Annotated in this window: 16 protein-coding genes; 12 read left to right on the forward strand and 4 right to left on the reverse strand. The window is 62.0% G+C overall.

Translation table 11 applies throughout. The features are described from left to right. On the forward strand, window positions 1–1,090 hold a 1,090-nt coding region (locus ACM5SV_RS34545; protein WP_419425493.1), incomplete at its 5' end, for an efflux RND transporter periplasmic adaptor subunit. Beyond that, entirely contained in the window at window positions 1,087–4,275 is a 3,189-nt protein-coding gene (locus ACM5SV_RS34550) for an efflux RND transporter permease subunit (protein ID WP_222015840.1), read from the forward strand. The genes ACM5SV_RS34545 and ACM5SV_RS34550, both read left to right, overlap by 4 nt. A 29-nt stretch (window positions 4,276–4,304) precedes the next feature. On the opposite strand, the gene ACM5SV_RS34555 is transcribed toward ACM5SV_RS34550, so the two are convergent. Then, the gene (locus tag ACM5SV_RS34555) at window positions 4,305–5,081 is read right to left on the reverse strand and encodes a metallophosphoesterase family protein (protein ID WP_222015839.1); all 777 of its coding nucleotides are present in this window, start codon (window positions 5,079–5,081) and stop codon (window positions 4,305–4,307) included. A gap of 164 nt (window positions 5,082–5,245) precedes the next feature. Between ACM5SV_RS34555 and ACM5SV_RS34560 the strand changes: the two genes are divergently transcribed. Continuing rightward, window positions 5,246–6,373, forward strand: a complete 1,128-nt coding sequence (locus ACM5SV_RS34560; protein ID WP_222015838.1) for a monooxygenase — start codon at window positions 5,246–5,248, stop codon at window positions 6,371–6,373. Here the strand turns inward: ACM5SV_RS34560 and ACM5SV_RS34565 are convergent, their stop codons facing one another. Further along, on the reverse strand, window positions 6,374–6,838 hold the full coding sequence (locus tag ACM5SV_RS34565; RefSeq protein WP_012758732.1) for an RrF2 family transcriptional regulator: 465 nt from the start codon (window positions 6,836–6,838) through the stop codon (window positions 6,374–6,376). A gap of 175 nt (window positions 6,839–7,013) precedes the next feature. Next, on the reverse strand, window positions 7,014–7,802 hold the full coding sequence (locus ACM5SV_RS34570) for an SDR family NAD(P)-dependent oxidoreductase (RefSeq protein WP_017995001.1): 789 nt from the start codon (window positions 7,800–7,802) through the stop codon (window positions 7,014–7,016). Between the two features lie 142 nt (window positions 7,803–7,944). Between ACM5SV_RS34570 and ACM5SV_RS34575 the strand changes: the two genes are divergently transcribed. Further along, on the forward strand, window positions 7,945–8,715 hold the full coding sequence (locus ACM5SV_RS34575; RefSeq protein WP_221973054.1) for a TIM barrel protein: 771 nt from the start codon (window positions 7,945–7,947) through the stop codon (window positions 8,713–8,715). Here ACM5SV_RS34575 and ACM5SV_RS34580 read toward each other — a convergent pair. Continuing rightward, window positions 8,712–9,731, reverse strand: a complete 1,020-nt coding sequence (locus ACM5SV_RS34580; RefSeq protein ID WP_222015837.1) for a LacI family DNA-binding transcriptional regulator — start codon at window positions 9,729–9,731, stop codon at window positions 8,712–8,714. The genes ACM5SV_RS34575 and ACM5SV_RS34580 overlap by 4 nt on opposite strands. A 180-nt stretch (window positions 9,732–9,911) precedes the next feature. Between ACM5SV_RS34580 and ACM5SV_RS34585 the strand changes: the two genes are divergently transcribed. The 8 genes from ACM5SV_RS34585 to ACM5SV_RS34620 all read left to right on the forward strand — a co-directional run bounded on the left by ACM5SV_RS34585 (window position 9,912) and on the right by ACM5SV_RS34620 (window position 21,947). Next, on the forward strand, window positions 9,912–11,837 hold the full coding sequence (locus tag ACM5SV_RS34585; RefSeq protein WP_222015836.1) for an ABC transporter substrate-binding protein: 1,926 nt from the start codon (window positions 9,912–9,914) through the stop codon (window positions 11,835–11,837). Between the two features lie 86 nt (window positions 11,838–11,923). Next, entirely contained in the window at window positions 11,924–14,032 is a 2,109-nt protein-coding gene (locus tag ACM5SV_RS34590; protein WP_222015835.1) for a family 10 glycosylhydrolase, read from the forward strand. A gap of 104 nt (window positions 14,033–14,136) precedes the next feature. Beyond that, window positions 14,137–15,123, forward strand: coding sequence for an ABC transporter permease (locus ACM5SV_RS34595; protein ID WP_011653237.1), 987 nt, complete (start codon window positions 14,137–14,139; stop codon window positions 15,121–15,123). A gap of 10 nt (window positions 15,124–15,133) precedes the next feature. After that, a complete protein-coding gene (locus ACM5SV_RS34600) occupies window positions 15,134–16,324 on the forward strand; it encodes an ABC transporter permease (RefSeq protein WP_012758738.1) in 1,191 nt (396 codons plus the stop codon). Window positions 16,325–16,334: 10 nt separating this feature from the next. Further along, window positions 16,335–18,062, forward strand: coding sequence for an ABC transporter ATP-binding protein (locus ACM5SV_RS34605; RefSeq protein WP_222015834.1), 1,728 nt, complete (start codon window positions 16,335–16,337; stop codon window positions 18,060–18,062). A gap of 10 nt (window positions 18,063–18,072) precedes the next feature. Continuing rightward, complete coding sequence (gene otnI / locus ACM5SV_RS34610) at window positions 18,073–18,867, forward strand: 2-oxo-tetronate isomerase (RefSeq protein WP_222015832.1); 795 nt, start codon at window positions 18,073–18,075, stop codon at window positions 18,865–18,867. Then, window positions 18,864–19,739, forward strand: a complete 876-nt coding sequence (locus ACM5SV_RS34615) for a 2-hydroxy-3-oxopropionate reductase (protein ID WP_222015831.1) — start codon at window positions 18,864–18,866, stop codon at window positions 19,737–19,739. Before otnI ends, ACM5SV_RS34615 begins: the two co-directional genes overlap by 4 nt. Before the next feature lie 108 nt (window positions 19,740–19,847). Further along, a complete protein-coding gene (locus ACM5SV_RS34620; RefSeq protein WP_222015830.1) occupies window positions 19,848–21,947 on the forward strand; it encodes a beta-galactosidase in 2,100 nt (699 codons plus the stop codon). The last annotated feature ends 3 nt before the right edge of the window (window positions 21,948–21,950 follow it).

Consider the following 21,950-nt stretch of genomic DNA (forward strand, 5'->3'; position numbering starts at 1 on the left):
ACCCCCGCCCGTCACCGTTGCCAAGCCGGTCGTTCGCGATGTCGTCGACAGCGACGAGTTCATCGGCCGCTTCGAGCCGGTCGACGAGGTCTCGGTTCGCTCGCGCGTCGGTGGTTACCTGCAGGAAATTCATTTCCAGGACGGCGCATTGGTCAAGCAGGGCGACCTGCTCTTCGTCATCGATCAGCGGCCGTTCGTAACCGCGCTCAATCAGGCAAAGGCCACACTCGAATCGGCGCAATCCGCCCTAGTCTTTGCCGACGCGCAATATAAGCGCACGCAATCGCTAACTTCGAGCGGCAGCCAGTCAGCCCAGACGCTGGATGATCGCCGCCGCGAATTCGATTCGGCCGAGGCCAATGTCCGCGGCGCACAGGCCGCAGCCGACCGCGCCTCTCTCGACATGGAATATACCGAGATCAAGGCGCCCCTCAGCGGCCGCATCGACCGCCGGCTGATCTCGGCCGGCAACCTCGTGCAGACCGACCAGACTGTGCTGACGACGATCGTTTCGCTCGATCCGATCGATTTCTATTTCGACGTCGACGAGCGCCGGCTGCTGAATTTCGCCGACACGGCGCGCAAACTGGGCAAGGATCTCCAGCAGGGCGGTGGCGGACTGGATGTGTCCGTCACGATCTCGGATCCCAGTGCCAAACCGTTCAAGGGAAAGCTCGATTTCGCCGAGAACCGGGTCGACAATGAGAGTGGCACCATTCGTCTGCGTGCCCGCTTCCCCAACCCTGATCTCGTCCTTCAGCCCGGCCTGTTCGGTCGCATACAGGTCGAAGCCTCCAACACCTACCAGGCCATTCTCGTCCCCGACGAGGCCATCGGCTCGGACCAGAATGAGCGCGTCGTTTATGTCGTCGCCGAAGACGGCACGGTTTCGACCAAGCCGGTAAGGCCCGGACCGCGCCTCTACGGCTACCGCGTCATACGCGAGGGTCTTGATGGCACCGAGACGATCATCGTCAACGGCCTGATGCGCGCCCGGCCGGGCGCAAAGATCACGCCTCAGATGACCGAACTGCCGCAGGAGCGGCAGGACGCTCCGCCGGAAACTGCCGGCGCGGAGAGCGGACAATGAGATTTGCTCATTTTTTCGTGGACCGGCCGATCTTTGCGGCCGTCATCTCGATCCTTTTTCTCGTCGTCGGCAGCATTGCCTACACGCAATTGCCGGTATCGCAGTATCCGGAGATAGCGCCGCCGACCATCGTCGTGCGCACCTCCTATCCGGGTGCCGACCCGCAGACGATCGCCGACACCGTTTCGACGCCGCTCGAACAACAGATCAACGGCGTCGAGGACATGCTTTATATGTCTTCTTACTCCAGCGCCGACGGCGCCATGTCGCTGACGATCACCTTCAAGCTCGGCACCGATCTCGACAAGGTCCAGGTGCTCGTCCAGAACCGCGTTTCCATCGCCCTTCCCCGTCTTCCCGAGGAAGTCCAGCGGCTTGGCGTGACCACCGACAAAAGCTCGCCGGATCTGATGATGGTGGTGCACCTGCTTTCGCCATCGCACCGCTATGACCAGCTTTACGTCTCGAATTACGCCCGCAACCGCATCCGCGACGTTCTCGTGCGCCTTGACGGCGTCGGCGACGTGCAGATTTTTGGCGAACGCCAGTATTCGATGCGAATCTGGCTGGATCCGGAAAAGCTCTCCGCTTACGGGATGACATCCGATGACGTCGTCTCCGCGTTGAGAGATCAGAACGTCCAGGTGTCGGGCGGCAAGATCGGGGCCCCGCCCGTCACCGGCAAGAATGCATTCGAATATACGGTGCGAACGGACGGCCGTTTCTCCGACGTGCGCGAGTTCCGATATGTCATTGTGAAATCGACGACATCGGGCCGGCTCGTGCAGCTGCAGGATGTCGCCCGGATAGAACTCGGCGCACAGGATTACGTCACCAACAGTTATCTCAACAACGATCCCGCCGTTGCTCTCGGCATCTTCGCCCGGCCGGGAACCAACGCCCTGGACACGGCCCATCAAGTCCAGACGCTCATGAAGGACATATCCCAGAATTTCCCGCCGGGTCTGGAATATCGTATCGTCTACGACACGACCGAATTCATCTCGGATTCGATCACCGAGGTCTATAGAACCATTGCAGAAGCGGCCCTCCTGGTGGCGATCGTCGTTCTTGTCTTCCTGCAATCCTGGCGAACCGCGATCATTCCGATCATTGCCATCCCGGTATCGCTGATCGGCACCTTCGCCGTTCTGCTCGCCTTCGGCTTCTCGCTCAACATGCTCACTTTGTTCGGTCTCGTGCTGGCGATCGGTATCGTCGTCGACGACGCGATCGTGGTGGTGGAAAACGTCGAGCGCAATCTGGCACGCGGCATGACGCCGAAGCAGGCGTCACATGTCACGATGGATGAAGTCGGAACCGCCGTCGTCGCCATCTCGCTGGTGCTGATAGCCGTGTTCGTCCCGACGGCCTTCATTCCTGGCATCTCTGGCCAGTTCTACAGGCAGTTCGCGGTCACGATCTCCGTCACCACTGCAATTTCCGCATTGAATTCGCTCACACTGTCGCCCGCGCTCGCAGGCATATTGCTGAAAACCCATGACCATGAAACCAAGCGCATGAATGTCGCATCCCGTCTGGGAAGAGGGCTTGCAGACGGCTTCAATCATGGATTCGATCGGCTGAGTTCCGGCTATTCATGGACCGTTCGGCATCTGGTCAGCAGCTGGGTTGGTTTAACAGCCGCGATGGTCACCTTCGTCTGCCTGCTCGGAGCGACCTGGTACATGGGCACGAAAGTTCCCGCGGGCTTTATCCCGACCATGGACCAGGGTTACGCGATCATCGTCATACAGCTACCTGATGGAGCCTCGCTTGCGCGTACGGATGCCGTCGTCAAACAGGTGGGCGATATCGCCCGCACCGTGCCCGGCGTCGGCAATGCCGTGCAATTTGCCGGCTTCAGCGGGGCGACGTTCACCAATGCCTCAAATGCCGGCGTCGTCTTTGTCCCGTTCAAATCCTTTGCCGAACGTGAAGAAGGCGGCGAGAACGCCAACAAGATCATCGGCGAGCTTTATGGAAAGCTGCAAAGCATCCAGGAAGCCTTCATCATCGCCATTCCACCGCCATCCGTGCGTGGCGTCGGCAATTCCGGCGGCTTCAAGATGCAGATTTCCGATCTCGAAAACGCCGATATGACCCGCGTCCTCGGCCTCGCCCGGCAGATGATGGGTGCGGCGGCAACGACCGAGGGGCTGACCGGCGTCTTTACGACATTTTCGGATGCCAGCCCGCAATACTTCCTGGCGATCGACCGCGACAAGGCGCGTTTCCTGAATGTGCCGATCCCCAACATTTTCAACGCCCTTTCCATCAATCTCGGCGTCGCCTATGTGAACGATTTCAATGCGTTCGGCCGCGTCTACCAGGTTCGCGCCCAGGCCGACCGGCAATACCGCATGGACCGGGAAGACATCCTTGCCCTGAAGGTCCGGTCGGCGACCGGGGCGCTGGTTCCGCTTGGAACCTTGATGGACATCCAGGATGCCAGCGGCCCGGCGCTTGTCCAGCGCTACAACATGTACGTCTCGGTGCCGCTTCAGGGCAATCCGTCGCCGGGTACCTCGACGGGCGATGCCATCGCCAAGATGGAGGCCTTAGCAGCGAAGATCCTGCCGCAGGGCACCACCTTCGAATGGACGGAACTCGCCTATCAGGAGACCCACACCGGCAACACCGCTATCTACATCTTCGCCCTGTCTGTCGTCTTCGTCTTCCTAGCGCTGGCGGCGCAATATGAAAGCTGGGTTCTGCCGCTCGCGATCATTCTCATCGTTCCGCTTGCGGTGCTTGCGGCGCTGATCGGGGTCTCGCTGAGGGGGATGGACAACAATGTCCTGACGCAGATCGGCCTGATCGTCCTGATCGGCCTTGCGGCCAAGAACGCCATTCTGATTGTCGAGTTCGCCAGGCAGGCGGAAGACGAGGGCAAATCGCCGGTAGAGGCGGCCATCGACGCCAGCCATCTTCGCCTGCGCCCGATCCTGATGACGGCATTCGCCTTCATCTTCGGTGTTCTGCCGCTTGCGATCGCCACCGGCCCCGGCGCAGAAATGCGCCAGTCGCTCGGCACCGCCGTCTTCTCGGGCATGCTCGGCGTGACGATCTTCGGCCTGTTTCTGACGCCGGTCTTTTACGTCGTGCTGCGCGGTTGGCGCCGCAAGCGGCCGGCTACTGTAGAGCCAGCGAAGACGGAGCCGGTTGAGCAGGGGGTCGTCTGACACGACCCCACCGGCCGGGGAAACGGAAGTCAGGTCGAAAACAGATGCACTTGGCCTTGCCACAGGCGGGCGACGGTGAGCTTGCCGCTGCGATAGGCGCGCGTATCGAGATTGAGCCGCCTCGGCCGTATGTCGGGCTCATCGTTCGGCGTATGACCGTGAACGACGAGTTTCGGCAACGGCACCCGGCTTTCGAGAAACCGCTGGCGGATGATTACCAGATCCTCGTCCGTCTGCTCACTGAGCCGCAGCTTCGGATTGATGCCGGCATGCACGAAAATCACGCTCGGGGTCTCCAGCAGGACAGGCATCGCCCGCATGAAATCGATATGCGTACGCGGCAGCGATTGGCGGATGAAGGCATCAAGCTTCGCGCCGGAGGGAAAGACCAGCGGTAGATGCTCCGGATCGAGGCCATAGGATTTGAGCGTCTCCGCCGACCCCATCTGCATCCAATCGTCATAAGAGATCCAGCCATCGATATAGTCGAGCATGGCAACTTCGTGATTGCCGGCAAGGCAGATGCGGTCGAATCCATCAGGCGGAGGCTCCATCAGATGGGTGATGACCTGTGCCGATTCAGGGCCGCGGTCGATATAGTCGCCGAGCGTGACGATCAGCTTTCGCCCGGGCAGCCGCGCGCCATCCCGCAGGATCGCCGCTTCGGCTTTCACAAGCAGATCGTACCGACCGTGAATATCGCCGATCGCATAGGTTGGGATAGCGGCAATATCCAGCGTCAGGCGCGGTCTCGGCTGGCGTGCCATTTTCGAAACCTCGCTGTTGCGAGCACGAGAGTCGCTCATCATATTTCTCGATCAAGGAAGCCCCACCTAACCGTAAGTAGAGTAAAGGACAAGGCAATCAAGCTGGTAAGAAAATTCAAAGCACACGGGTTTTGTAGAAAAACCGGCCTTATCATTCGAGGAGCAATCCCTCACTCCTGTATCCACCGAGAAAAGAGTGACCGATGGGAACGGTATCGCAGTTTCATCAGAGCCTGAGGCCTCCCGCGCATCGCATCGAAAGCGAAGAGGAGGCGATATCCACGGCCCGCGACCTCGCCGCCGCATTCCGGCATCAGGCGAGCGAGCGTGATATCAACCGCATCCTGCCCTTTGCCGAGCTCGACGCGCTGTCGGTATCGGGGCTGACGGCAATCGCTGTTCCGCCAGACCATGAAGGGCTCGACGTGTCGAACGCCCTGCTCGCCGAAATCGTTGCGATCATCGCCGAGGGCGATGCATCGATCGGCGAGGCGCTGGAAAGTCATTTTTCTGCGCTGGAAACGCTCCGCACTCAGGCTGCCGAGGATTTGAAGGCATCGCTGTTTGCCCGCGTGCTGCTCGGTGACCGCTTCGCCGGCGCCGCCTTCATCGACGGGGTCGAACTGACCGCCGAAGGTCCGGGCTACCGCCTGAGCGGGCGCACGCGGCAGGGTCCTGGTATTCTCTTCGCTGACTGGATCGCCGCTGCCGCCACCGCTCCGCCCAGCCGCCCGGTGACGCTCTACCTCGCAGGCGCTGAGGAAGGCGTGCAGGTGGTCGACGATTGGGACGGCTTCGGCCAGCGCACCAATGGCTCGGCGACGGCGATCGTCGGCACGCTTCATGTCAATGCCGATGCGATTGCCCCTGCCCCCTCGTCCGGACATTCGACCGCCATCTCGCTCGGCCTGCTGCTCAAGGCCGGCGTCAGCCTGGGCATCGCGCGGGCCGCATGGAGCGACCTGATGATCGCAATTGGCGATCGCAGCACCAGCGTCCTCCCCGGGATCGGCGAACGCGCCATCCGTATCGAAATGGCGGCGGCAGCCTTGGAACGTGCTGGCCGCAAACTCGACATTGCCCAGGTCAATCCTGTGGAGGCCGCGATGGTGGACGCGCATTTTTCCGCCTCCGCGGCCGCGATCCTTGCCGGGGAAACGGCACTCGACACCGCAAACGCGCTATTCGAACTTGCAGGGGAAACATCGGCCGGCATCGGCCTCAATCTCGACCGCCATTGGCGCAACGCCCGCATTCACGCGCTATCGCTGCCGCGGGAAAAGCTGGTGCATACCGCAGGCGAATATATGTCGAAGGTCGGCGGCGCCTAATCAGCTGGCGGCGGAGATCGGGAATTCTTCCCTCGCGCCGTCGATGCTGCCGCCATCGGCGACGAACTGCTCGAGGGTCATATTGTCGAGAATGGCGGCGATCGCGTCCCGAACATCGGTCATCGAGCGCCGCACCTGACAGGTTTCCGGATCGGCACAGTCGTCGCAGGCCTCGTAAGCCGTACGGCTGGCGCAGCGGATCGGCGCTAAGGGTCCGTCGAGCGTGCGGATGACATGGCCGATGCGAATTTCGGTTGCCGGCCGCGACAGAGAATAACCGCCGCCCGGTCCCTTCTTCGAACGCAGGATGCCGACATTGCGCAGTTCCAGCAGGATCGTATCGAGAAACTTCTTCGGGATATTGTTGCGGGCCGCGATGTCATTGATGAAGGCAGTCTCGCCCGGCGCCAGTCGCGCCAGGTCGACCAGCGCCTTCAGCCCGTATTTTCCCTTTTTCGTCAGCATCGTCGTCGCCCTGTAGAAATTGCAGTATTTATCCTGCCAATAGCAGGCAAATAGCGTCAAAAGCGTGAACATACAACAAAATAGCTATTATTTATAGCTTGTATCGGCAACGTCACAGAAACGCCCGGCAGCCTTGAGAAAGACCGGCCGCCGCGCGCCCTGCCGGGAGTCTCGGTCAGATCGTCTTCAGCATGCCGCCATCGACGAAATAGGTCGAGCCGATGCAATAGCTCGCGCGCTCCGAACTCAGGAAGACGAAGACGTTTGCCAGCTCTTCCGGTGTGCCGAAGCGTTTGGAGGCGGCGTGCTCGTTGGCGACGCTCTGCAGGTAGCCTTCCCAGTTGCCGCCGGTCTCGGCCGTCAATTGTTTGGCGGTCTTGATCCAGTCGGGCGTCAGGATCAAGCCGGCGTTGACGCAGTTGACGCGGATATTGTCCTTGATGAGCTCGGTCGAGAGCGTCTTCGAAAACATCATCAGCGCCGACTTGCTGACATTGTAGATCGGCTCGTACCAGAGCGGCTGAACGGCGCAGATCGAGGCATTGTGCAGGATCACACCGCCGCCGCGTTGCTTCATCTGCGGCGCGATGCCGCGCGCCAGCCGCACGGCGGCCATCACATGCAAGTCCCAATAGTCCTGCCACTTCTCGTCGGGCGCCTCCATCACCGTCTCGTTCGAGCCGGTGCCGGCATTGTTGATGAGGATATCGGCGCCGCCTTTTTCGGCCGCCGCCGTAATGATCGCCTCGGTTCCCGCAACCGTCGCCACATCGGCCGCGACAGCGGTGGCGCTGACGCCGTACGTCTCGGCGATACGGGCGGCTTCCGCCTCGAGCCGCTCACCGCCGCGCGCTGCCAGCACGAGGTCGGCGCCCTCAGCCGCCAGCCCCTCGGCGATTGCCAGCCCGATGCCGACCGACGCACCTGTTATGACGGCAATCTTTCCCTTCAATCCGAGATCCATGTCTTCCTCCGCAAACGGCCGGAGATTCCGGCCTGATTGCCGAGTGTTCCGCCAATGAACCCGGGCGTCAAGCGCCTGAACTCCTCTTGCGGCAAGCTCCAATCTGTCGCATGCCTGCATCAACAGGATGGGAGGAGTTTTCATGCGACGTTATTCAGCCTGCATAGAGTGGCTGTTTGCCGAAGAGGGCGACAGCTTTCCCGATCGCATCCGCCGCGCCCATGCGGCCGGCCTGACGGCGATCGAATTCTGGCGCTGGAGCGACAAGGATCTCGATGCGATCGAGGCGGCGCTGAAGGAAACCGGCCTTGCCGTCTCCAGCCTCGTCGCCGAACCGATGATCGCGCTGACCGACGCCGCCAATCGGCAGGCCTGGCTGAAAGGCCTTGCCGAATCCGTCAGTGTCGCGAAGCGTCTCGGCGCGCCAGTGCTGATTGCCCAGGCGGGCGACGATCTCCCAGGCTTGACCCGCGAAGAACAGCGCAGGGCACTCACCGAAACGCTGAGAGCCGGCGCCGATATCCTCAAAGGCAGCGGTGTCCGCCTCGGCGTCGAGCCGCTCAACATCCGCATCGACCATGTCGGCTATTTCCTCGATTCGACCCGCGAAGGTCTCGACATCATCGATGACGTCGCTCGCCCCGAGATCGGTATCGTCTACGACATCTACCATTCCGCCGTGATGGACGAGCGCACCGAGGAGGTACTGAACGGCCGTCTCGACCGTATCATCCACGTCCATGTCGCCGATCACCCCGGCCGCAACGAACCGGGCTCCGGCGATATCGACCTTGCCCGACGCCTCGGCTGGATCCTTGCCAACGGTTACGACGGCGCCGTCGGTCTGGAATACCGGCCGACCAAGTCCGGCGCGGACGCAGTCAAGGCTGCGATTGCTTCGCTCGGCGGTTAAACCTCGGCGGCATCGACGCTCGCCGCCGCCTTGCAGGGTCCGGCCGAGCGGCGCTCGATAATGCGGGAGGCAATCATGATGCGCCGCGCCGGCATTCCGGGCAGGCGTGGATTCTCGATGCGCTCGAGCAAGAGCCGCAGCCCGACCGCCCCGCATTCCTGCCCCTCCATCCTCACCGTCGTCAGCGCCGGCGAGATCTGCGTTGCGGGCGAGTAGTCGCCGAACCCGACGACCGAAATATCGTCGGGAATGCGGTATCCCTGACCGAGCAACTCGGAAACCACGGTCAGTGCCAGCCCGTCATGGGCGCAGAAAAAAGCCGTCGGCTGGATGCCTTTTTCCACGAGCGCTCGGAAGGCCGCTCTGAAGCCATTCTCTTCGTCGAACTGCATAACATGAAGCGCAACGTCAGGATAACGTTCGGCGACTTCGCGGGCGCCGTAGTGCCGCTCTTGGCGTCCCCGCAGGCCCGGCATGCCATAGACGTAAACAATGGACCGATGGCCGAGCCCGACCAGATATTCCACCACCGCCTGCCCCGCCTCATGGTCGGTGCCGCCGACATGGTCGATCTGTTCGAGTGCATCCACCCAGCCGAAACGCACGATCGGAACGCCGGTGGCACTCGCCGCCGCCACTGCCTCACGGGCATGCGGACCGACGAGCATCAGCCCGTCGCAGCTGCGCGCCAGCTCTTCCAACTGGTCCGAATCATGGGTCCAGCGTACCCGCAGCGTCATACCAAGCCGATGAGCCTCGCGCTGCACACCGTTCTGCACCTGCATATAAAGCTCACTGTTAACGGCATCGAGATCGTGAAAGACAACCGCGACCTCGCCCGCACCACCCTGCCCGGCGGGCTTGGTATAGCCAAGGCGCTGCGCCGTCTCGCGGATCAGCGCGCGCGTCTCTTCGCTAACGCCGCTCTTGCCGGCAAGCGACCGCGATACCGCATATTTCGACAGGCCGACCTCTCTTGCGATGGTCTGTAACGTAACCCGGCCCCTGCTTCCCACGTGGCACCTCGCCGTTCGATTGATGCGACGCCGGCTATATCAACCGGGCCGCCAAAGCAAATTTTTACACTAACGGAAACATAACGCTTTACCTAACAATATCCAAATGTAATCTTTCCCTCATCCCAGCCCGCAGCAAAAATAATCATAAGGGCACGGATTTTTTGGAGGAGATCCCCTATGATCAAGCTGAAACGACGTGCGTTTCTGGCCGGAACGTCGGCCGCCCTGATATTGCCGGCCCTGCCGGTTTTCGCCGCTGACTTCAAGGAAGCGGATATTCTGAAAACGAAAGTGTCGAGCGGCGCCCTGCCAGCCCTGAAGGATCGGCTTCCTGAAAATCCGCTCGTCGTCAAACCGGTCGAAAGCGTCGGCAAATACGGCGGCGACTGGAACATGGCGCTCGTCGGCGGCGGCTCGCTGTCGATGCTGTTCCGCTACCAGGCCTACGAACCGCTGCTACGCTACACCCCCGACTGGTCAGGCGTGACGCTGAACGTCGCCGAGTCCTTCGAGGGCGACGCCGACTCCAAGGTCTATACGATCCGCCTGCGCAAGGGCATGAAATGGTCGGACGGCCATCCCTACACCACCGCCGACATCAAATTCTGGTACGACACCGTTTTCACCGACAAACGCGTCGCCTTCGTCGGTCAGGATCATTGGAAGTCTGGCGGCAAGCCGGCCAAGCTGGAGATCGTCGACGAGCAGACCTTCAAGGTCATCTTCGACAAGCCGAACGGCCTGTTCCCGCTGCAAGTCGCCTGGGCAAACAATGACCAGACGACGCGCACACCGAAACATTATCTCGAGCAGTTCCACATCGACTTCAATCCGAAAGCCGATGAACTCGCCAAGCAACGCGGCTTTGAAAGCTGGATCGCCTCCTTCCAGGCGGCCGCCGGTTTCCAGGACGACAACGCCTTCTTCCTCAACTCCTCGAAGAAGCCCTGCGTGCATGCCTGGATGTTCACGATAGCGCCCGGCGAAAACACCGAACGCGCCGTTGCCGAGCGCAATCCCTACTATTGGAAAGTCGACACCGAGGGCAACCAGCTGCCCTATATGGACCGTATCGTCTACCAGATGGTCGCCGACCCGCAGGTTCTGCTGCTGAAGGCCATGCAGGGCGAAGTCGACCTGATGGACCAGTATATCGCCACGCCGAACAACAAGTCGGTTCTCTACGATGCGCGTGAGCAGGGCGGCTATGATTTCTACACACTGACCTCGACTGAAGCCAATGTGATGAATTTCATCTTCAACCTGAACCACAATGACGAGACCAAGCGGAAGCTCTTCCGGAACAAGGATTTCCGTGCGGCACTCTCGACAGCACTCGACCGGCAGTCGCTGATCGATGCGGTGCTCGTCGGCCAGGGCGCGCCCGCCCAGCCGTCGATCAAGAAGGAGGACCCGCTCTACAACGAGCAGCTCGCCACGCAGTTCACGGCCTATGACGTCGACAAGGCGAATGCCATGCTCGACCAGATCGTGCCGAAGCGCGACGACCAGAACTTCCGCCTCGACGAAAAGGGCCGCCGCCTGACGATCATCTTCGAGATCGACCAGGCGCGCGCCGTCTTCCTCGATCTCTTCCAGCTTGTCATTCCGATGTTCCAGGCGGTCGGCATCGATGCGCAGATGCGCTCGATGGACCGTTCGCTCTGGGAAACCCGCGTCCGTCAGGGCCGAGATTTCGATGCGACTGCCCACCAGTTCGGCGCAAATGGCGGCGTCGCCGCCATGCTCGACCCACGCTATTACGTGCCGACCGATGCCAACGCCATGTATGCCCCCGCTTGGCAGCTCTGGTATCGCGACCGCGCCAATGCCAATGCTGAGGAACCGCCGGAAAGCACGAAGAACCAGCTTGCGCTCTACGACAAGCTGAAGGCGACCTCCGACGCATCAGGCCAGCGCGAGGTCATGAAGCAGATCCTGCAAGGCGCCGCCGACAATTTCTATGTCTTCGGCATCTCGCTGCCGCCGGACGGATACGGCGTCGTCAAGAACAACATGAAAAACGTCACGAAGATCATGCCGAACTCTTTCGGCTGGCCGACGCCCGCTCCGACCATGCCGGAGCAGTTCTACAAGGCCTGATGGCCTTCAACTTCATGAGCCATACCAGGCGCCCGACGAGCCGGTCGGCGCCGGGGCCTTCTTTTGCCAATGATTGGATGAAGACGATGCTCGACGCCAGAAAACAGAACACCCACACGCTGAGGACGCCGGACTGGTTCAAGACCGCGACCCGCTGGACCCAGCTGACCTTCGTGGAAGACGACCCGGAGAAATACGACCCGGCATTCTGGATCGATGTCTTCAAACGCACGAAATCGAACGCGGTCTGCCTCAGCGCAGGCGGCTATATCGCCTATTATCCGAGCGAAGTGCCCTACCACTATGTGAGCAAATATCTCGGCGACAAGGATATCTTCGGCGCGCTCGTCGACGCCGCCCGCAAGCTCGACATGCATGTCATGGCCCGCGTCGACCCGCATGCGATCCATGATGATGCCGCCAAAGCCCATCCGGAATGGGTGATGATCAATGCCGACGGCACGCCACGCCGCCACTGGGCCTATCCCGATGTCTGGGTGACCAATGCCTATGGCGACTACAACAGCGTCTTCATGCCTGAGGTGGTCAAGGAGATCGTCCGCAAATACGATATCGATGCGGTCTTCGCCAATCGCTGGCAGGGCCACGGCGTCGATTATAGCGAAGACAGCGCCCGCCGCTTCAAGGACATGTCCGGCCACGCCCTGCCTGTAAAACCCGATGCCGAGGATCCCGCCTGGCAGGCCTGGGTGCAATGGCGCCGCCGCGTGCTCACCGACATGATCGCGCAATGGGACGATGCCGTCAAAACGATCCGCCCGCATGCGAGCTTCATTCCGAACATGGGTGGCGCGTCGCTGATGGAATTCGACCTCTCGGTCATCGCCAGGCACTGCCCCTTCCTCGTCGTCGACCATCAGGGCCGCAAGGGCCTCGAGCTCGGCTGGTCGGCTGGCCGCAACGGCAAGCGCATCCGCGCCACCTTCCCCGACCGCCCGGTCGTGCTGATCACCTCGATCGGCCCGGAGGAGGAATATCGCTGGAAGGATGCCGTCACCTCGGGTGAGGAGATGCAGCTCTGGATCAACGACGGCACTGCCCACGGTCTCTATGCCTGGTTCACCAAGTTCAACGGTGTGGTGCCCGACAAACGCTGGGTCGAGCCGGTGGCCGACGCCTTCGGCCTGCAGGCCGCTGTCGAGCCGGTGCTGGAAAGCATGAAACCGACCGCCGAAATCGCCGTCATGGATCCCTCGACGACGCTGCGCCACTGGGCACCGGAAGAGCGGCATTCCGCCGAGAAGCACGATCTCGGTCTCTACCACGCCCTCGTCGAAGCCCGCCTGCCCTTCGAGCTGCTCTCGGACCAGGTACTGACCGAGGAAAACCTCGACCGCTTCAAGCTGATCATTCTCGCCAACGCTTCCTGCCTTTCGGATGCGCAGAACGCGGCGATCCGCGCCTATGTCGATCGCGGCGGCAGCGTCATTGCCTCTTACGAGACGTCGCTGCGTGACGAATTCGGCAAGAAGCGTGACGAATTCGGTCTGGCCGACGTGCTCGGTGCCACATACGTCTCCGGCCCGCGCGGCATCGTCAAGAACACCTATGTCGCCCTTTCCGGCGATCACCCGATCAATCGGGGTTTCGACGGCGCCGAGCGCATCATGGGCGGCACCCGCCTGATCCACGCCGAACCGTCGGCCGATGCGAAGACGCCCTTCCTCTATGTCCCCGATTTTCCCGATCTGCCGATGGAAGAGGTCTATCCGCGCGAGGCCCCGAAAGGCGCTGCCGTCATCGCCCGCGAGACCGGCAAGGGCGGACGCACGGTCTATATCCCCTGGAATATCGGCGAGATCTTCTGGGAGGTCTTTGCCGTCGATCATGCGCGGCTCATCGCCAACGCCGTCCATTGGGCACTCGGCAAGACGCCGCGCGTCACCGTCAAAGGCAAGGGTGTCGTCGATCTGGCACTGCGTGAAAACGCTGAGGGTCTGGCGCTCAGCCTCTTCAATCTCACCAATCCGATGATGATGAAAGGCCCGATCCGCGACAATTGCCCTCTGGCAGCGCAGACCGTTTCGGTGGAGATTCCGGAGGGCCGATCGGTGGCGAAGGCGTGGCTGGTCGTTGCCGACCGCGCCGCAAGCTTCAGCCTCGGGAATGGCCGCACGCAGGTGGAGGTGCCTGGTATCGATCGGCTGGAGGTCCTGCATCTCACCTGGAAATGAGGTGACACGCGACGAAGGAGCGCTTTCGGCCTGGAGGGCCGAAGGCGGGTGAAGATCCGGGGGAAGCGCGTCACAGCGTTCCCGACGGGAGGAGAAACGTTTCGATGCTTGGCTATATCTTCAAGCGCGTGCTCTACATGATCCCGACCTTGTTTGGCATGTCGCTGATCTCGTTCCTGATCATCCAGCTGCCGCCGGGTGACTATCTGACCTCGATGATCGCCACCATGAGCGACAGCGGCCAGACCGTCGATCCCGCGCAGATCGAGCGGCTGAAGGAAATCTACGGCTTCGACGACCCCTTCTATGTCCAATATCTGAAATGGATCTGGGGCATCGTCAGCCGCGGCGACTTCGGCTACTCCTTCGAGTGGGGCCAGCCCGTCTCCGGGCTGATCTGGGCGCGTATGGGCTCGACGCTGGTGATCTCGCTCTTGAGCCTGCTCTTCGTCTGGATCGTGGCTTTGCCGATCGGCATCTATTCGGCCGTCCGCCGCCACTCCATCGGCGATCACGTTTTCACCTTTCTCGGCTTCATCGGCCTTGCCGTGCCGAACTTCATCCTGGCGCTGACGCTGATGTACGTCGCCTATAAATATCTCGGCCAGAGCGTCGGCGGGCTGATCTCGCCTGAGTATGCCGAGGCGCCCTGGAGCCTCGCCAAGGTCGGCGATTTCCTCGCCCATCTCTGGATCCCGATCATCATCATCGGCGCATCCGGAACGGCAGCGATGATCCGCATCCTGCGCGCCAACCTGACCGACGAGCTGCACAAGCCCTATGTCGTCACCGCCCGCGCCAAGGGACTGCCGGAATACAAGGTGATCCTCAAATATCCGGTCAGAATCGCGCTCAATCCCTTCGTCTCGGCGATCGGCTGGGTGCTGCCGCATCTCGTCTCCGGCGTGACCATCACCGCCATCGTGTTGAATCTTCCGACCGCAGGTCCGCTGCTTTTCCGCGCGCTGATCTCGCAGGACATGTATCTCGCCGGCAGTTTCATCCTGCTTTTGAGCGCGCTGACCCTTGTCGGCATGCTGCTGTCGGATCTGCTGCTGGCGCTGCTCGATCCGCGCATCCGATTCAATTGAGGGGAATGCGATGAGCACGCACGAAACCTTCGGAGCCCATGCTGGTCCGCTTCACACCGTTGCCGATGGTCCCTCGATCAGCCCGCTGAAACAGGGCAAGACCGTCTCGACCGCCGCGATCGGCCCCTGGCGGCTGGTCGCCGGCAAACTGGTTCGCCAGAAGGTGGCGATGGTGGCCGGCGCCATCATCCTCTTCCTCTATCTGGTCGGCCTCTTCGCCGAATTCCTGGCGCCGGCTTTGCCGATGACCTCGCGGCCGCAATATACCTATGCCCCGCCGCAGGGCTTCAGCTTCTTCGTCGAGAAACCGGACGGCAGCTCGGAGTTCAATTTCCACGTGAAGGGCTACAAGGTCGAGATCGACAAGGTGGCGCTGCGCCGCACCTTCGTCGTCGACGACACCAAGGTCGTCCCGATCGGCTTCTTCGTCAAAGGCGCGGCCTACGATCTCTGGGGCCTGATCCCGATGAACCGCCACCTGATCGGCCCCCTCAACCAGAACGATCCGATGTACCTGCTCGGCGCCGACCGGCTCGGTCGCGACGTCTTCTCGCGGCTCGTCTACGGAACCCGCGTATCCATGTCGATCGGCCTCGTCGGCGTCGCCATGTCGCTGATCCTCGGTGTCGTGCTCGGCTCGATCTCCGGCTTCTACGGCGGCTGGGTCGATACGCTGATCCAGCGTGTCATCGAGGTCGTCAGCGCCATGCCGACCATCCCGCTGTGGCTCGGCCTGGCGGCGGCGATCCCGCTGACGTGGTCGCCGGTCAATGTCTATTTCGTCATAACGATCATCGTCTCGCTGCTCGGCTGGACCAGCCTGGCGCGGGAGGTGCGCGGCCGGTTCCTGGCACTGCGCAGCGAGGATTTCGTCGTCGCCGCCCGGCTCGACGGATCGAGCGAAGCGCGGCTGATCTTCCGCCACATCCTGCCGTCGCTGACGAGCCATATCCTTGCGGTCGTGACGCTGGCCGTGCCGACGATGATTGTCGCCGAGACCTCGCTGTCCTTCCTCGGCATCGGTCTCAAGCCGCCGGTCGTTAGCTGGGGCGTGCTGCTGCAGGACGCCCAGAACATCCGCACCGTCGCAACCGCGCCGTGGCTCCTGATCTGGCCGTCGCTCGCAGTCGTCGTCGCCGTCCTGTCCTTCAATTTCTTCGGCGACGGCCTGCGCGATGCCGCCGACCCCTATGACAATTGAGGAGGAAACCATGACCGATCTTTCAGACGACGTCGTTCTCTCCGTCGAAAACCTCTCGATCGATTTCAGGCTGCGCACCCACATCCTGCACGCCGTCGAAAATGTCAGCTTCGAGCTGAAGCGTGGCCAGACGCTCTGCCTCGTCGGCGAAAGCGGCTCCGGCAAGAGCGTCACCGCCCGCTCGCTGCTGCAGATCGTCGACAGCCCCGGCAGCATCGTTTCCGGCCGCATCCTGCTCAGCAATGGCGACGAGGTCACCGGGGGTAACGGGGTCATCGATATCGCCGCCCTGAAGCCGTCCGACCGGGCGATGCGCGCCATACGCGGCCGCCGCATCGGCCTGATCTTCCAGGAGCCGATGAGCTCGCTGTCGCCGGTTCACACCATCGGTTCGCAGATCATCGAGGCGGTGCGCCTGCACAGCAATCTCGATCATCGCGCCGCCCGCGAAAGGACCGTCGAACTGCTGCGCCAGGTCGAGATCCCGAACCCGGACAAGATGGCCGACCGCTACACCTTCGAATTCTCCGGCGGCATGCGCCAGCGCGCCATGATCGCCATGGCGCTTGCCGGCAATCCCGATATTCTCATCGCCGACGAGCCGACGACGGCGCTCGACGTCACCACCCAGGCCGAAATCCTCGACCTGATCAAGCGGCTGCAGGTCGAACGCGGCATGGCCATGCTGCTCATCACCCATGACATGGGGATCGTCGCCGAAGTGGCCGATGATGTTGCCGTCATGCGCTTCGGCCGCATCGTCGAGCGCGGATCGGTCGATGCGATCTACCACGCCGCCGAGCATCCCTATACCCGCCAATTGCTGGCCTCGACGGTCAAGCTCACCCACCATGTCGAAGGCAGGCTGCCCGCCGTGGCGCTGTCGCCGGAGGCGCCGCAGCCGATCCTGTCCGTCCGCAATCTCGGCAAGATCTACGGTTGGCACGGCAAGACCAATACGCTGCGCGCCGTCGACGACGCCAGCTTCGATCTTTATCCCGGCGAAAACCTCGGCATCGTCGGCGAAAGCGGCTCCGGCAAGACGACGCTCGGCCGGCTCATCCTGCGCACCGTCGAGCCGACATCGGGCAGCATCAGCTATCGCGGCAAGGACGGTAGCGAGATCGACGTCACGAAACTCACCAAGCGCGAACTCCGCACCTTCCACCGCGAAGTCCGCCTGGTCTTCCAGGATCCTTTCGCCTCGCTCAATCCGCGCATGACCGTCAAGGAGGTGATCGGCGATCCGCTTGTTGTCAACGGTCTGGCCAAGGGCAAGGCGCTGGAGGACCGCGTCGCCGAACTGATGCGCCTGGTCGGCCTCGACCCGATGGGCATGGAGCGTTATCCGCATGCCTTCTCCGGCGGCCAGCGCCAGCGCATCGGCATCGCCCGCGCCCTTGCGCTCGACCCGCGCATCATCATCGCCGACGAGGCAACGTCGGCACTCGACGTCTCGATCCGCAGCCAGATCCTCGACCTGCTGCTCGATATCCGTCAGCGGCTGAACCTGAGCTTCATCTTCATCTCGCACGACATTTCGGTCGTGCGTTATTTCTGCGATCGTGTCGCCGTCATGCATCGCGGCAAAATCGTCGAACTTGGCGAGGCCGAACAAATCTGCACCGCTCCCGAAGAGGCCTATACGAAGAGCCTCATCTCCGCCGTTCCCAATCCCGACCCTCGCGACAAGCGCATGCTGCACCGGCATCGTTTCGTCGCACCTGCCAATATTTAAGGACGATCCCGTGCCGAAATTTTCCGCCAACCTTTCCTTCCTCTACCAGGACCTGCCCTTTCTCGACCGCTTCACGGCAGCCGCAGAGGACGGCTTCGGCGCCCTCGAATATCTCGGCCCCTATGCCGAACCGAAGGAGAAGGTCGCCGAGGCGCTGAAGGCGAGCGGCCTGAAACAGGCGCTCTTCAACGTGCCATCAGGCGACTGGGCCGGCGGCGAGCGCGGCATCGCCTGCCTGCCGGAGCGCGTAGAGGAGTTCCGCAACGGGATCGCGCAGGCGCTCGATTATGCCGCAGCGCTCGATTGCCGGCAGGTGAATGTCATCTCCGGGCTGGTGCCGAAGGGTGCAGACCTTCAAACGCTGGAAACGGTGCTGGTCGACAATCTGAAATATACAGCAAAGCGTTGTGCCGACGTCGGCGTCAAGCTGCTGGTCGAGCCGATCAACCTGCGCGATATTCCCGGCTTCTTCCTGTCGACCACAGCTGATGCCGAACGCATTCTCGACCGGGTCGGCTCGGACAATCTCTACATCCAGTATGATTTCTACCACATGCAGATCATGCAGGGCGACCTGATCCCCACCTTCATCCGGCTGAAGGAGAAGATTGCCCATGTCCAGATCGCTGACAATCCCGGCCGGGGCGAACCCGGCACCGGTGAGATCAACTACGGTTTCATCCTCTCCGAGCTCGATCGCCTCGGCTACGACGGCTGGGTGGGCTGCGAGTACAAGCCGAAATCCGGCACCAGCGAAGGCCTCGGCTGGATGAAACCCTATCTGAAGTCAGCGAGGACAGCATGAACATCGGATTTATCGGACTGGGCGTCATGGGCCGCCCGATGGCGGAAAACCTGATCGACGCCGGCCACACGCTGCATCTGAGTCGGGTGAAGGAAACCTCGCAGCATCTTGTCGACAAGGGCGGCAAAGCCGCCGCCAGCGCCAGGGCGGTGGCACACGCTTCCGACATCGTCATCCTGATGCTGCCGGATACACCAGATGTCGAGGCGGTGCTGTTCGGCGAAGATGGCGTCGCCGCCGGCCTTTCCCAGGGCAAGCTGGTTATCGACATGAGTTCGATCTCGCCGGTCTCCACCAAGACTTTCGCCAAACGCATCGAGGCGCTCGGCTGCGATTATCTCGATGCCCCGGTTTCCGGCGGTGAGGTCGGCGCCAAGGCCGCCTCGCTGACGATCATGGTTGGCGGCAAGGAGCAGGTTTTCGAGCGCGCCAAGCCGCTTTTCGAGAAGATGGGTAAGAACATCACCCATCTCGGCGGTAGCGGCGACGGCCAGACGGCGAAGGTCGCCAACCAGATCATCGTCGGTCTGACGATCGAGGCGGTTGCCGAAGCGCTGCTGTTTGCCAAGCGTGCCGGCGCCGATCCGGCCAAGGTGCGCACCGCGCTGATGGGCGGCTTTGCCTCCTCGCGCATCCTCGAAGTGCATGGCGAGCGCATGGTCAAGGAGACCTTCGAGCCCGGCTTCCGCATCCGCTTGCACCGCAAGGACATGACGCTTGCCGTCGATGCCGCCCGCGCACTCGATCTGTCGCTGCCGAACACGGCCGCCACGCAGCAGCTGATGAATGCCGCGATCGCCAATGGCGACGGCGAACGCGACCATTCCGCCCTCATCCGCACCCTGGAACTCCTCGCCGGAGAGCCGCCCTAGATCAACGCTTTTTAGAACAACCGGACGACATCTTCGATTGCCGACTGCCGGAGCCTTCTTTCCGGACGGCGAAGCCATGTCCGGTCATCGATAGAGAAGGACAGGAAAATGCTCAACAAAGATATCCAGCTGCCCTACGGCGCCGTCTATTTCCGCAAGTCCAACCCGCCCCGCGAAGATTGGGAACGCGACTACGCCACCGCCGGGCAGGACGGCCTCAACATCTTCCGCCACTGGTTCATGTGGAGCGCGATCGAAACCGCCCCCGGCGTCTACGATTGGGAGGAATACGACCGTCAGATGGACCTTGCCGCTGCAAACGGCATCAAGACCGTCATCGCCGAATTGATCCATGCCGTGCCGGACTGGGCAGTGCGCAAATATGCTCATGCGCTGCAGGTCAATGCCGACGGCACCAAACTCGGTTCCTATATGGGCGTCTCGTCGGCGACCGGCGGCTTCTCCAACAATGGTGGCGGCGCCGGCGCCCTGACGCTGAACTGCCCCGAAGTGAAGGAAGCCGCCGGGAAGTTCTTGACCGCGCTCGCCACCCGCTACAAGGATCATCCGGCGATCTATGGCTATGACGTCTGGAACGAGTGCAACTATTCCGCCGATGTCGATTACAGCCCCTATGCCAAATCAGCCTTTCGCAAATGGCTGGAGAAGAAGTACGGCAGCCTGAAGATCCTGGCGAAAGCCTGGTACCGCTACAGCTTTGCCGAATGGGACGATATCGAGCCGCCGGTGCACATGGCGCCCTACCCCGAATGCATCGATTGGCTGCAGTTCAAGCGCGACAATTTCTACGACCAGATGCAATGGCGCATCGACACCATCCGCGCCGTCGACCAGAAGAACACCATCGTTGCCCACGGCATATCCGGCGCAATTCCCAACATGGCGGCCAACGGCTGCGACGACTGGCTCGCCGCATCCAAGGTCGAGGTTTACGGCTTCACCTGGATCCAGGCCCGCAAGGGGTCGGAAGCCTGGAAGAACTGGTACGGCGTCGACATCAACCGTGCCGCCGCCCGCGGCAAACCGTTCTGGCATGCCGAACGCCAGGGCGGGCCGCTCTGGCTGCAGCCGCAGGTGATCGGCCGCGACAAGGAAGACGGCCGCGTCGCCGAGCCCGAGGACATCCGTCTCTGGAGCATGACCTCGCTTGCCGGCGGCGCCCGCGGCGTGATCAATCTGCGCTGGCGCCCGCTGCTCGACGGTCCGCTCTTCGGCGCCTTCGGCTCCTACGGCATGGACGGCTCGCGCACGCCGCGCTCCGACATGGCAAGCGCCATGGCGAAATGGGCAAACGACAAGGCGCAAGGCCCCCTCTGGGAGGCAAAGCCCCTGCGCGGCGAAGTCGGCATCCTTGTCGTTCGCGAAACCCAGGAGTTCGATTACCTACTGAACCACGACCGCAGGGAGAAACCTTATCCCGAAGCCATGTGGGGGGCCTATCGTGCTTTCCTCGAAAATGGCGTGCAGCCGGACTGGGTGCATATCGACGACATCGCGGCCTATGATTTCCTCTATTTCCCCTATCCGATCATGTTCACATCAGAGCAGGCGAAGCGTCTGAAAGACTGGGTCGAAAACGGCGGCACGCTGATTGCTGAGGCATGCCCCGGCTATTTCGGCGATCGCGGCCATGTCGGCCCCGTGCAGCCGAACATGGGCCTCGACGAGGTCTTCGGCGCGCGCGAGGAGGAAGTCGAATTCATGCCCGATATCGGCGACCGCATCCATTTCGATCTGGATGGTGCAGCCGTCGACGGCGGCGGCTTCCTGCAATCCTACCGGCTGGCTGGCGGGAACGGGCGCGGCCATTTCACCGACGGCCGTCTTGCCGTCGTCGAAAACACCTATAGCAAAGGCCGCACGCTGCTGATCGGCACCAACCCTTCCGTTGCCTATTACCGCACACAGGGGAAGGCGAACGGCGCCTTCTTCGCTGAGCTATTGAGATGGAGTGGGAAGAAGCGCCATGTGACGCTGTCGAATGCCGCCCTTTTTGCCCGGGTTCACAAAGGCGAAAAGGGCAGCTTCCTCTGGCTCGTCAATCCGACGAGAACGGCGCAGAATACCGAGGTGACTCTGGCTGAGGGAACTCTTGCGCGGGGCAAGGCGACCTGGCCCATCGACTATGTCAGTGACGGCGGCATCGTCGTACCGGCCCGCGACGTGCTGATCCTGCCGCTCGGCTGAAAC

Source organism: Rhizobium sp. CRRU65, from assembly GCF_048551595.1.
In the GTDB taxonomy this organism is placed as follows: Bacteria; Pseudomonadota; Alphaproteobacteria; order Rhizobiales; family Rhizobiaceae; genus Rhizobium; species Rhizobium leguminosarum_J.

Coding starts and splice junctions, on each gene's coding strand:
- ACM5SV_RS34550 (WP_222015840.1), top strand. CDS start 1,087: ATGAGATTTGCTCATTTTTTCGTGGACCGGCCGATCTTTGCGGCCGTC.
- ACM5SV_RS34615 (WP_222015831.1), top strand. CDS start 18,864: ATGAACATCGGATTTATCGGACTGGGCGTCATGGGCCGCCCGATGGCG.
- ACM5SV_RS34605 (WP_222015834.1), top strand. CDS start 16,335: ATGACCGATCTTTCAGACGACGTCGTTCTCTCCGTCGAAAACCTCTCG.
- ACM5SV_RS34570 (WP_017995001.1), bottom strand. CDS start 7,802: ATGGATCTCGGATTGAAGGGAAAGATTGCCGTCATAACAGGTGCGTCG.
- ACM5SV_RS34590 (WP_222015835.1), top strand. CDS start 11,924: ATGCTCGACGCCAGAAAACAGAACACCCACACGCTGAGGACGCCGGAC.
- ACM5SV_RS34620 (WP_222015830.1), top strand. CDS start 19,848: ATGCTCAACAAAGATATCCAGCTGCCCTACGGCGCCGTCTATTTCCGC.
- ACM5SV_RS34585 (WP_222015836.1), top strand. CDS start 9,912: ATGATCAAGCTGAAACGACGTGCGTTTCTGGCCGGAACGTCGGCCGCC.
- ACM5SV_RS34560 (WP_222015838.1), top strand. CDS start 5,246: ATGGGAACGGTATCGCAGTTTCATCAGAGCCTGAGGCCTCCCGCGCAT.
- ACM5SV_RS34555 (WP_222015839.1), bottom strand. CDS start 5,081: ATGAGCGACTCTCGTGCTCGCAACAGCGAGGTTTCGAAAATGGCACGC.
- ACM5SV_RS34565 (WP_012758732.1), bottom strand. CDS start 6,838: ATGCTGACGAAAAAGGGAAAATACGGGCTGAAGGCGCTGGTCGACCTG.
- ACM5SV_RS34595 (WP_011653237.1), top strand. CDS start 14,137: ATGCTTGGCTATATCTTCAAGCGCGTGCTCTACATGATCCCGACCTTG.
- ACM5SV_RS34600 (WP_012758738.1), top strand. CDS start 15,134: ATGAGCACGCACGAAACCTTCGGAGCCCATGCTGGTCCGCTTCACACC.
- ACM5SV_RS34575 (WP_221973054.1), top strand. CDS start 7,945: ATGCGACGTTATTCAGCCTGCATAGAGTGGCTGTTTGCCGAAGAGGGC.